The 11,958-nt window shown below is 56.2% G+C and carries 10 protein-coding genes and 1 tRNA gene; 3 read left to right on the top strand and 8 right to left on the bottom strand.

Annotated features, from left to right (window positions below):
- A complete protein-coding gene (locus tag FFI61_RS12485) occupies window positions 1-1,119 on the top strand; it encodes an ABC transporter permease (RefSeq protein WP_200370934.1) in 1,119 nt (372 codons plus the stop codon).
- A gap of 80 nt (window positions 1,120-1,199) precedes the next feature.
- On the opposite strand, the gene FFI61_RS12480 is transcribed toward FFI61_RS12485, so the two are convergent.
- The 8 genes from FFI61_RS12480 to def all read right to left on the bottom strand — a co-directional run bounded on the left by FFI61_RS12480 (window position 1,200) and on the right by def (window position 9,338).
- Window positions 1,200-1,276, bottom strand: a tRNA-Pro gene (locus FFI61_RS12480).
- Between the two features lie 24 nt (window positions 1,277-1,300).
- Entirely contained in the window at window positions 1,301-1,870 is a 570-nt protein-coding gene (gene gmhB / locus FFI61_RS12475) for a D-glycero-beta-D-manno-heptose 1,7-bisphosphate 7-phosphatase (protein ID WP_200370800.1), read from the bottom strand.
- Window positions 1,871-1,873: 3 nt separating this feature from the next.
- Window positions 1,874-3,955, bottom strand: coding sequence for a glycine--tRNA ligase subunit beta (glyS, locus tag FFI61_RS12470; RefSeq protein WP_200370798.1), 2,082 nt, complete (start codon window positions 3,953-3,955; stop codon window positions 1,874-1,876).
- Window positions 3,956-3,957: 2 nt separating this feature from the next.
- A complete protein-coding gene (gene glyQ, locus FFI61_RS12465; RefSeq protein WP_200201691.1) occupies window positions 3,958-4,965 on the bottom strand; it encodes a glycine--tRNA ligase subunit alpha in 1,008 nt (335 codons plus the stop codon).
- Between the two features lie 152 nt (window positions 4,966-5,117).
- Window positions 5,118-6,494 carry a Trk system potassium transporter TrkA gene (trkA, locus tag FFI61_RS12460; RefSeq protein WP_200370796.1) on the bottom strand — a complete coding sequence of 459 codons (1,377 nt, stop codon included), beginning with the start codon at window positions 6,492-6,494 and terminating at the stop codon, window positions 5,118-5,120.
- Window positions 6,491-7,792, bottom strand: a complete 1,302-nt coding sequence (rsmB, locus tag FFI61_RS12455; protein WP_200370794.1) for a 16S rRNA (cytosine(967)-C(5))-methyltransferase RsmB — start codon at window positions 7,790-7,792, stop codon at window positions 6,491-6,493. Before rsmB ends, trkA begins: the two co-directional genes overlap by 4 nt.
- A gap of 1 nt (window position 7,793) precedes the next feature.
- A complete protein-coding gene (fmt, locus tag FFI61_RS12450) occupies window positions 7,794-8,729 on the bottom strand; it encodes a methionyl-tRNA formyltransferase (protein WP_200370792.1) in 936 nt (311 codons plus the stop codon).
- 102 nt (window positions 8,730-8,831) lie between these two features.
- Entirely contained in the window at window positions 8,832-9,338 is a 507-nt protein-coding gene (def, locus tag FFI61_RS12445) for a peptide deformylase (protein ID WP_200201690.1), read from the bottom strand.
- Between the two features lie 408 nt (window positions 9,339-9,746).
- Here def and FFI61_RS12440 point away from each other — a divergent pair, with 408 nt between their 5' ends.
- Window positions 9,747-10,766 (top strand): LysM peptidoglycan-binding domain-containing protein, encoded by a 1,020-nt coding sequence (locus FFI61_RS12440; RefSeq protein WP_200201571.1) that lies wholly within the window; start codon window positions 9,747-9,749, stop codon window positions 10,764-10,766.
- A gap of 67 nt (window positions 10,767-10,833) precedes the next feature.
- Window positions 10,834-11,958, top strand: a complete 1,125-nt coding sequence (gene dprA, locus FFI61_RS12435) for a DNA-processing protein DprA (protein ID WP_310965462.1) — start codon at window positions 10,834-10,836, stop codon at window positions 11,956-11,958.

The following is an 11,958-nucleotide window of genomic DNA, read 5'->3' as shown; positions in this document are numbered from 1 at the left end:
ATGGAATCAATCGTCAATATCTGGAATCTGGGAATGAAAGAACTGCGCAGCATCTGGAGCGATAAGGTGCTGCTGGTGTTTGTCGTACTGGCATTTACCCTGATGGTCTATACCGCTGGCTCTGCTGGTTCCATGGAGCTGAACAACACGCCTGTTGCAGTTGTGGATGAAGACCAGACCGCGTTGTCTGGCCACATTATCGATTCCTTGCAGCAGCCCTGGTTTCTTGAGCCCGATCACATCAGCTTTGGCCAGATAGATACCGTGCTGGACAGCGGCAGCCACACCTTCGCACTGGTGATTCCAGAGGGCTTTGAGCGCGATATGCGCACCGGGCGTGTAACCAGCCTTCAGTTGAATATTGATGCCACGCGCATGACCCAGGCCTTCATCGGTTCCCGTTACATTGAGCAAATGGTCACCATGGAGGTGGCGGAATTCCTGCGCAGCGATAGCGACAGCGCCGTCCTGCCGATCAACCTGGTGATCCATTCGAGCTTCAACCCTAACCTGGAGGGCACCTGGTTTGGTGGGGTGATGGAACTGATCACCATGATCACCATGATCAGTATTATTCTGTCGGGAGCGGCGCTGATTCGGGAGCGCGAACACGGCACGGTGGAACACCTGATGGTGATGCCAATCCGGCCCTTTGAAATTATGGCGGCAAAGGTGTGGGCCAACGGCCTTATTGTGATGCTGGCCGCCATTTTTTCGGTGACGGTGATTATTCAGAATGTGCTTGCGGTGCCGATACAGGGCTCGTTGCTGCTGTTTTTTTTCGGGGCGCTAATCCACCTCTTCTCCACCACCGCTATCGGCATTCTGATTGGCACTGTGGCGCGGACCATGCCCCAGTTTGGCCTGTTGCTGATACTCACCATCATCCCCTTGCAGTTGCTCTCAGGCGGTATAACACCAAGGGAAAGCATGCCGGACCTGGTGCAGAACATCATGCTGGCCGCGCCCACCACCCACTTCGTCAGCATGGCGCAAGCCATCCTGTACCGTGGCGCGGGGCTGGAGGTGATATGGCCACAAATGCTGGCGCTGGCGGGTATAGGTGTGGTGTTTTTCAGTGCTGCGTTGGCGCTGTTCAGGCGGCATTTGTCGGTTTAGAGGCCTGTATCCGGCGGATTCATGCGGACAGGGTTCAAACGAAAAACAGGGCGGAGTATAGCTGGGGTAAAGCGGGAAAATGGTCGGCGTGGCAGGATTCGAACCTGCGACCCCTTCGTCCCGAACGAAGTGCGCTACCAAGCTGCGCCACACGCCGATCAACCGCCGGTATTATACGGATTCAATTGACTAATTCTAGCCCTGAGCCAGACAACAGGGCATCCGCAAATGCACTGAGATTATCGTATATCGCAACGCTTGCGCCGGGAATTGCGCGGGCTTTCAGACTGCGTTTTGTGTCTTTTCCATTGCCGGTTCGAACCAGTACAGGCTGGCAGTTTTCGGCAGCGCCTGCTTCCAGATCCTTGCGGCTGTCTCCTACCATAATGGCGCCTTCGAGGGTGTCCAGTTGCAGGTAATTCTGGATCTGCTCCAGTAACCCGGTAAGGGGTTTTCGACAACTACAGCCATCATCGGGATGATGCGGGCAGTAGGCGATGAACTCGACTTGGCCGCCCTCGGCTGCCAGTAACCGTGTCATTTTTTCGTGCATGCCATCCAGAATATCGGTGCCGTAAAAGCCCCGGGCTATGCCGGATTGATTGGTGGCAATGGCGATGCGATGGCCGGCTTTGTATAGCCGTGCCATCGCTTCAATACTGCCGGGAATCGGGTGCCAGTCATCTACTGTGCAAATGTAGCTGCCATCGTATTCGTTGATGACCCCGTCCCGGTCGAGGATGATCAGCATGGGTTAGCCAGCAGCAGGGAGCAGTGAGATATCAGCCACCCGCAAGAACAGGTTGTGCAGGCGGTTAAGCAGCGCAAGGCGGTTGTCCCGTACGGCCTCGTCATCAGCCATTACCATCACTTCGTTGAAGAAGTTGTCTACCGGATCATGCAGGCTTGCAAGGGATTGCAACGCACCGGCGTAGTCGCCTTTCTCAAATAGCGGGAGCACCTTTTCGGCTTGATGATTCAGCTGGTCTGCCAGGGTTTTTTCGGCGGCGTCTTGCAACAGGCTGTTGTTGACGGTCTCACCAACGCTTTCACCACCCTGCTTGGACAGAATGTTGGAAACCCGCTTGTTCGCCCCGGCAAGTGCCAGAGCTTCTGGCAGCTGACGGAAGGCCTCCACAGCTTTTACCCGGCGGTCGAAATCCAGCGGGCGCGTGGGACGACGTGCGTGCACGGCGAGGAATACCTCTGCGCCAATGCCGCGCTCATCGTAATAGGCCCGGAACCGTTCCAGCATGTAATCAACAACGTTGGCGGCGGTATTTTCTTCGGTCAACCCGGTGAAGTTCTCTTCTGCCCATTCACAGCAGGTTTGCAGATCCAGCGGTAGTTCCCGCTCAATGATGATGCGCAGTACGCCCAAAGAGGCGCGACGCAGGGCGAATGGATCACGGGTACCGGAAGGTGGCTGGCCAATGCCGAACAGGCCTACCAATGAATCCAGGCGATCAGCAATGGCAAGGGCGCAACTGGTGAGCGTGGTGGGCAGGCTGTCTTTGGCAAAGCGCGGCATGTACTGCTCGTTCATCGCTTTTGCCACATCGGCCGGCTCGCCGTCGTCGGCTGCGTAGTACTGACCCATGATGCCCTGAAGATCGCTGAACTCCAGTACCATCTCGGTTACCAGGTCGGTCTTCGCCAGCATGGCGGCGCGCTCGGCCAGAGCCGGGTCACTGCCAATCGCTGCAGCGATCTTACTCGCCAGAGCAGCTACCCGAACGGATTTGTCATAAATGCTGCCAAGCTTGTCCTGGAAAACAATCGGTTTGAGCCGCTCTACACGATCTTCCAGGCGGATTTTCCGGTCGTTTTCGTAGAAGAAGGCGGCGTCGGCGAGGCGCGGACGAATCACTTTTTCGTTACCGGAGACAACCTGAGAGGGATCTTTGCTCTCAATGTTGGCGACGGTAATAAACAGGGGCAGCATGTCGCCATTGTTGTCGACTACGTGGAAGTATTTCTGGTGCTCTTCCATGGAGGAAATCAGGGCTTCCGCAGGAACTTCCAGGAAGCGCTGGTCAAACCGGCCCATAAGCGGCACAGGCCATTCGTTCAGGCCGGTAACTTCATCCAGAAGATCTTCATTGATCACCACTTTGCCACCCGCCTCAGCTTCGGCAAGGGCGCTGACGCCAGCACGGATCATTTCCCGGCGTTTGGCGAAATCAGCAATCACGTAGCCTTCCTGCTCAAGGACAATTTCGTAGTCTGCCGGCGTTGGAATAATCAGCGCTTTCGGACAATGGAAGCGGTGGCCCAGGGTTTTGTTGCCGGGCGTCAGTTCCATGATAGGCGTGTCAATAACCTTGTTGCCGTACAGCATCACCAGCCAATGAACAGGACGCACAAACTCTGTGCGGTGAGCACCCCAGCGCATGCGCTTGGGAATAGGCAGGGACGCCAGCGATTGCTCAACCAGCCCGGACATAAGATCGACGGTTGGCCTGCCCTTCTCTACGGCGCGATAGACCAGCCAGGCACCTTTATCGGTTTCCAGAGTGTCGAGCTGATCCGGAGTTACGCCCAGAGATGTGGCAAAGCCGGTGAGTGCGCGAGTGGGGTTACCGGAATCATCGAACGCAGCTGTTACCGCCGGGCCGCGCTTTTCAACCGGCTTGTCGGGCTGTGCATCAGAAAGATCGCGAATGCGCACGGCCATGCGGCGGGGCGTGGCAAAGGCTTCTACCTTACCGAATTCGATGCCGGCAGCCTCCAGGCCCTGGATAATACCCTGAGTGAATGCATCAGACAGTGGCTTGAGTGATTTCGAGGGCAGTTCTTCAACGCCCAGTTCGACCAGAAAATCCTGCTTTGCCATGATTATGCCTTTCCCTCTGCCTGTGGTGCCTGCTTCGCTTTTTTACCCTTCTTGCCGTTGGCCTTGTTATCGGCTGCATCGGCGATAGCCAATACTTCCTGGCGTAAGGCTTCCGGGGCTAGCGGAAAGCCGAGCTTGCGGCGGCTGTCGAAGTACGCCTGGGCCACGGCGCGGGCCAGAGTGCGCACGCGCAGGATGAAGCGCTGACGCTCGGTGACTGAGATAGCGTGGCGGGCATCCAGCAGGTTGAATGTATGAGATGCTTTCAAAACCTGCTCGTAGGCAGGCAGCGCCAGACCAGCTTCAATCAGCCGTGCACTTTCGCGCTCGTGAACATCAAAGCTCTGGAACAGAAACTCGACGTCTGCGTGTTCAAAGTTGTAAGTGGACATTTCCACTTCCTGCTGGTGGAACACGTCGCCGTATGTGACCACACCGTCCGGGCCTTCGGTCCACACCAGGTCATAAACACTGTCTACGCCCTGCAGATACATGGCAATGCGCTCAAGACCGTAAGTGAGCTCGCCGGTAACCGGATAGCATTCCAGGCCACCCACCTGCTGGAAATAGGTAAACTGGGTGACTTCCATACCATTCAGCCAGATTTCCCAGCCCAGACCCCAGGCGCCCAGCGTAGGCGATTCCCAGTTGTCCTCTACAAAACGGATGTCGTGAACCAGCGGATCGAGCCCCAGAGCGCGCAGCGAATCAAGGTACAGTTCCTGAATGTTGTCAGGAGAAGGCTTGAGCACTACCTGAAACTGGTAGTAGTGCTGCAGACGGTTGGGGTTCTCGCCATAGCGGCCGTCTGTGGGGCGGCGACTTGGCTGCACATACGCCGCATTCCAGGTTTCTGGCCCAATGGCCCGCAAGAAGGTAGCCGGGTGAAAGGTTCCTGCGCCCACTTCCATATCCAGGGGCTGAAGTACTACGCAGCCATGCTGCGCCCAGAAGTTCTGCAGCGCCAGAATCAAGCCCTGAAACGTCTTGATGTCTGGAGTGGTGCTGATCGTTGCCTTGTTTTTCGCCTGCTCTGTCACAACGTATGCCTGCTGATTCGGTCTGTGTGTGGCCCGCTCACAAGAGGACCATTCGGAAAAAGGCGCATTATACGCGCGCCAAAGCGGTATTTCTAAGTTGTCTTCATGCTGTTGATTTTGAACTAGAAGAAGGTCAGCCCTACGGCAAAGAGCTTCTCAACTTCCCGTACCCGGGATTTATCCACCAGGAACAGGATTACATGGTCGTCCGGTTGTACTCGCAAGTGGTCGTGGGCGATGAGTACTTCGTTGTGGCGCACAATCGCACCAATGGTCGCACCTTGAGGCAGATTGATTTCATCCAGGCGTCTGCCAACCACCTTGGAGGATCTATGATCTCCGTGGGCAATTGCTTCGATGGCTTCTGCAGCGCCTCTGCGTAGCGAGTGAACGTTTACAACATCGCCACGGCGTACATGGGTAAGCAAGCTGCCAATGGTGGTTTGCTGAGGCGAGATTGCTACATCAATCTCCCCACCCTGGATCAGATCCACATAGTCGGGGTTGTTGATCAGGGTGAACACTTTGCGGGCGCCCAGGCGCTTGGCCAGCAAGGAAGCCATAATGTTGGCCTCATCATCGTTGGTCACCGCAATGAACACATCGGTATTTTCGATGTTCTCTTCCAGCAGTATGTCCTTGTCTGCCGCATTACCTTCAAGAACCACTGTCTTGCGCAAGCCTTCGGAAAGCAGTACACAGCGATCATGATCTCGCTCAAGCAGCTTTACCTGATAGCGATCTTCCAGGGTATAGGCCAGGCGCTGGCCGATGTTGCCACCGCCGCAAATAAAGATCCGTTTGTAGTTCTTTACCAGCGGTTGCAGCTCACTCATCACTGAGCGTATGTGATCGGCGCCGGCGATAAAAAACACCTCATCGCCATCTTCAAGCACTGTGTCGCCTTTGGGCATAATCGCCCGGTCCTTGCGGAAAATGGCGGCAACCCGGGTCTCGATTTTTGGCATGTGAGTGCGCAGGTAAGACAGCTCGCGACCCACCAGCGGTCCGCCTTCAGTGGCGCGGATGGCGACCAGTCGAACCAGCCCTTTGGAGAATTCCAGTACCTGCAGAGCGCCGGGGTACTCAACCAGGCGCGTAATGTGCCGGGTAACAAGATGCTCCGGGCTGATCATCACATCGATGGGGAAACCGGTCTCCCTCCCGAACAGCTTTTTGTTCGACAGGTAGGCGCTGGCGCGGACGCGGCTGATCAGTTTGGGCGTGCTGTACAGAATGGAGGCAATCTGACAGGCAACCATATTGGTCTCGTCGCTGTTGGTCACAGCAATCAGCATGTCGGCATCTTCTGCGTTGGCCTGGCTCAGAACCGAAGGGTAAGAGGCCATGCCTTGTACGGTACGAATATCAAGGCGATCCTGCAGCTCCCGAAGCCGCACGGCGTCTGTGTCGATAACGGTTATATCGTTGGCTTCACTGGCCAGGTTTTCTGCCAGTGTGCCACCCACTTGCCCGGCACCGAGGATCAGGATCTTCATGATTCAGGTTTCTCCAGCACGGCATAGAAGAAGCCGTCATGGCTGATTGGATCGGGGAGAAGCTGTCGCCCTGCGCCCATATCGGTCCCCCACTGAGCCTGCGGCTCAATAAGAACGGCACTGCTCTGCTGTTTAATAAACCTCTGGATTATACGGTGATTTTCCTGAGGGAACACGGAACAGGTGGCATAGACTAATCGCCCGCCCGGCTTCAGTACTGTCCACATGGCTTCCAGAAGCCCAAGCTGTATGCTCGCCAAGGGCACTATGTCGGTTTCACGGCGCAGCATTTTGATGTCCGGATGGCGGCGGATAACGCCGCTGGCACTGCAGGGTACGTCGAGGAGAATGCGGTCAAAAGCCTGGCCATCCCACCATTGTTCAATATCTGCGGCATCCGCCTCCAGCAGGCTGGCGTGCAGATCCAGCCGGTCCAGATTTTCCTGAACCCTGGGCAAGCGCGCGGCGGATTCATCAATGGCGACCACTTCGGCAAGTTCCGCCTGGCTTTCCAGGATGGCGCAGGTTTTGCCACCGGGGGCTGCACAGGCATCAAGAACCCGTTGCCCCGGTGCGAGATCCAGCAGGGTGGTGCAAAGCTGCGCAGCTTCGTCCTGTACGCTCACGGCGCCATCGGCAAACCAGGGCAATTGATCCACTTGCACCGGCCGGCCAAGCTGGATGCCGTGGGGTGCAAAGCGTGTGGCACTGGCCTCAATGCCTGCTTCGTTCAGCAAGGCCAGATATTCATTCCGGCTGAAGCGCAGGGCGTTAACCCTGAGTGTCATGGGTGCCTGGGCGTTGTTGGCTTCGAGAATCGCCTGCCAGCTATCGGGCCAGTTATGGCGCAGCTTTTCGACCATCCAGACGGGATGGCTGAAACGGCTGGCGTCATCTTGTGGTTCCGGGGCCCCTTCGCGTTCGGCGGATCGCAAAATACCGTTCACCAGGCCAGTGAGATGGGGCTTGTCGAGGGCGCGGCAGGCTTCCACCGATTCGTTCAGAACCGCGTAGGAAGCTTGCTGGCTGAAGCGGAGCTGGAAAAGGGCGACCAGCATCAGGTGGTGAATAATACGGTCCTGGCTTTTAATGGGCTTTTTAAGCCGGCTATTCAGCTCACTGTCGAGGCGGTGAAACCAGCGGCAGGTGCCGTAGCACAGGGCTTGAAGCGCTGGGCGTTCGTTGAGAGCAACCCGTTGCAGTGCCGGTGGCAGGCACTGGGACAAAGATTCACCGCATTCCACCGCCAGAAGAACATCCGCCGCAACGGCGCGCAGGGGTTGGTCGTAGTCGCCCATGTCAGCGCAGCTCCTGTCCGGGTAAAAGCAGTTGTTTGCCCCCGTTTATCAGGTCATTCACGCTCTGGGCGCGAGACCCTGGCAGCTGTAGGCGGGTGATGCGCAAGGTGCCGGTACCACAGGCAATATCAATGCCTTCCCGTTCACGGCTTATCACTGTGCCGGCCGGTTTGGCGCTTTGCTCTTCAATGGCCGTGGCTTCGTGTATTCGCAGCCGTTGTTCTTCAAAATCCGTATAGGTGCCCGGCCAGGGGTTGAAGGCGCGAATCAGGCGTTCAATGGCCAGAGCGCTCAACGACCAGTCGATATGGCCTTCTTCCTTGGACAGTTTATGGGCGTAACAGGCCAGTTCGTTGTCCTGCACTTCGCCTTGGAGGCTGCCCTTTTCCAGCAGGTCCAAAGCCTCGATGATCGCCTGGCCACCTAGCTCGGCAAGGCGGTCGTGAAGGCTGCCGCCGGTATCATTGGCTCCGATAGGCGTTGCGGATTTCAGCAACATGGCGCCAGTATCGAGACCTTTGTCCATCTGCATGATGGTAATGCCGGTTTCTGCATCGCCAGCTGCAATGGCACGCTGTATCGGCGCCGCACCACGCCAGCGCGGCAAAAGAGATGCGTGGATGTTGAGGCAACCGTGGGCGGGAATGTCCAGCACGGCCTGGGGCAGGATTAGCCCGTAAGCCGCCACAACCATTACGTCAGGCCGAAGATTGGCCAGTTCCTGCTGGGCTTCCGGGGTTTTCAGGCTTTCCGGCTGGAATACCGGGATGTTGTTGTCCAGTGCAACCTGCTTCACTGGGCTGGGCTGGAGTTTGCGGCCACGGCCAGCGGGTCGGTCGGGTTGGGAGTATACGCCTACAAGGGTGTGGTGGGTGCCCAGCAGCGCTCTCAAAGCGGTTGCTGCGAAATCCGGAGTGCCAGCAAAAACGAGTCGCACGGTGTTGGGTCTCTGTCTCGTTGAATACGAAAAGACCGGGCATGGCCCGGTCCGATACTGTCGAAGCTTTTACACTATCCTCACGCGGCCATCAGGCACTATTCACGCACTTTGCTTTTGAAGCTTTTCCAGCTTCTTGCGAATGCGGTTGCGCTTGAGGTTGCTCAGATAATCTACGAAGAGCTTGCCGTTGAGATGGTCCATCTCATGCTGGATGCAAACCGCCAACAGGCCGCGAGCTTCGAGCTCAAATGGCTTCCCGTTACGGTCCAGTGCGCGAATCATGCAGTGCTCTATACGCTCTACATCCTCATAAAAGCCTGGAACCGAGAGGCAACCTTCCTGCATGGCTTCGAGTTCGCCATCCAGTACTTCAACCTGTGGGTTGATAAACACCATTGGCTCGCTTTTGTCCTCAGACAAATCCATAACGATGATCTGCTTGTGAACGTTGACCTGTGTCGCGGCCAAGCCAATACCGGGCGCATCGTACATGGTCTCGAACATGTCGTCGATCAGCTTGCGGTCGGCGTCTGTCAGTTCGTCTACCGGCTTGGCAATGGTGCGCAGACGGGGGTCCGGGTATTCAAGAATATCTAGTATCATAATGCTCGTACTTTTGGCCTGTATGACGAACGTCAGGAATTTCGGCTGACATTCTGAATGACTAACGGCTTTGGCTGACTTTTAACGTTGTCTTTTGTAACCGTGTGAAAGCGATCTCTGAAATGCGACAGCGTAGAGCGCAAATTGTTCCCTTCACACTATAAGATACGCAGCGCGTTGCCTCTGATGGGTACATTATCCACCATATTGTCGATTGAGTACAAACTGACCAGGTAATCGCTGAAATCTTCGGTAAATCCCATAGAATTTACTGGAGGAACAAAAGATAACATCACAATTTGCGAGACATCTTCTATAGTAAGTTGCATAACAACGTAATAAGCTGCAGAAAACTGGCTGCATCCTTACCAGAATGCATAGAATCAAGGCACGCGATCAAGGACTTAGACAATGAGGAAACTGCTGTACGCTCTGGCAGCCACTACGCTGCTATTAACCTCCTGGGCTCACGCCGCACCTGAACTGCGGTCTGATCATCCTGAGCGTTACACTGTTGTGAAGGGTGATACTCTTTGGGATATTTCAGGGCGTTTTCTGAGCAATCCGTGGTATTGGCCGGAAATTTGGCACGTTAACCCCCAGGTTGCAAACCCGCATCTGATTTACCCGGGCGATCGGCTTGCTCTGGTTTATATCGACGGCAAACCCCGCGTCACCAAGGTAACGTCGAACAACGGTGTTGTGAAACTGTCCCCGCAGGTGCGCTCTGAGCGGATTGATACACCCATCCCGGCTATTCCTCTGGATGCAATCAGCAGCTTTCTGACGGACACCCGTGTCGTCACCCCTGAGCAGATCGATGCGGCACCGTATATCCTCGAAGGTAAAGACGCACGCATAGTGCTCGGTGCTGGCGATCGGGTTTATGCCCGCGGCAAGAAGCCAGCTGATAAAGTTGGCGTTTTCCGTCGCAGCCAGGAATTTGTTGATCCGGATACCGGTGAGTTTCTTGGCCTGGAAGCGCGCAGCATTGCCCGTGGTGATATCTCTGCAGAAAACGGCGAAGTTCTGACTTTGGATCTGACCCGCTCCAGTGAAGAAGTGCGTATTGGCGACCGCTTGTTGGTTAATGAAGACCGTCGCCTGACCACCAGCTTTGTGCCCAGCTCTCCAGCTCAGGAGATTGAAGGCAAGATGATGTCAGTGGACGGTGGCGTTACCCAGATTGGCCAGTACAACGTGGTTACGATTAACCGTGGTGCCCGCGAAGGGCTGGAAGCCGGCAACGTGATGGCCATTCTCAAGAGTGGTAATCTGGCCCGCGATCCGGTTACCAACGAAACCATTGAGCTGCCTTCCGAGCGAGCTGGCTTGCTGATGGTGTTCCAGGTTTATGAAAAAATGAGTTACGGGCTGATTTTGCAGGCAACCCGTCCGCTTTCAGTGGGCGATAAGGTTACCAACCCCTGATTCAGTGATCAGTTAATTAAAAGCCGGGCCAGGATGGCCCGGCTTTGTTGTTTTCAAGGATGATGTTGTGTTTACCTTCCCCTCTGCGCAGTGGCTGTTTCTTACCTGTTTGCCCAAATTCGGGCGTACCCGCCGGCGAGCTATGCTCGCAACCATTCCCAACCTTGTTGAACTGCTCACCAAAAACGCTGCGACACTCCGGGCACTTGGCTTGCACACTGAAACCGTGGCGGCAATTCTGGCGTGGCAACAGCAGGACGAGACCAACGCCAGTGTTCGCACTACCCGGCAAGTTCTGCTGGCCTGTGAACGACATGCCATCGGCATCCTGAGCTGGCAAAGCCCGGACTACCCGGAAGCCCTTCGGCACATCCACGATGCCCCTCTGGTGCTATACACGCGAGGTGATGCCAGCCTGTTGAGCCGCGAACAGATTGGTATTATTGGCAGCCGTAACGCCACGCCTGCAGGCCTTGACCACGCCCGTTCATTTGCTGGAGAGCTGAGTGGGCGGGGGTTGCTGGTAACCAGTGGACTGGCCTTGGGGGTTGATGGTGCAGCCCATGCGGGCGCTCTGGATGCCGGGCACCCCACCATTGCTGTTATTGGCTGTGGCCTTGATCGCATATATCCGAACCAGCACCGCCGGCTTGGTGAGCGGGTGATCGCAAATGGCCTGCTGGTGTCGGAATACCCGCCGGGTACACCGGCGAGGGCCGCACACTTTCCCCAGCGCAATCGCATTATCAGTGGTTTGAGTCGGGGCATTCTTGTGGTCGAGGCCGGGCTTAAAAGCGGCTCTCTTATCACCGCCCGCCTGGCGTTGGAGCAAGGGCGTGAGGTGTTTGCAATTCCCGGATCGATCCACAGTCCGGTGGCACGGGGGTGCCATTATCTGATCAAACAGGGTGCCCGGTTGGTAGAACAGGTAGACGATATTCTGGAGGAGCTGGGTGCCTCCTGGGCGCAACCGCTGGAACAGCATTCGCAAGCACCGGCTGCCAGCCTGCTGGCAGGTCTGGACAGCAGGGAAATCGCGGTGTTTGAGGCATTAGGGTATGATCCACAATCAACCGATACACTGTGTATGGCTACCGGTCTTCCGGCAGATCAGCTTGTCCAGTCCCTTCTGCTTCTCGAGCTTGAAGGATTGGTCAGTTCCGCCCCCGGAGGTTTCCAGAAAATCGCCTGA

The sequence above is a fragment of the Marinobacter sp. DY40_1A1 genome (genome assembly GCF_016597815.1).
GTDB lineage: Bacteria > Pseudomonadota > Gammaproteobacteria > Pseudomonadales > Oleiphilaceae > Marinobacter > Marinobacter xiaoshiensis.
The sequence above is the reverse complement of the archived record's forward strand: the minus strand, read 5'-3'. Positions and strand labels throughout refer to the sequence as shown.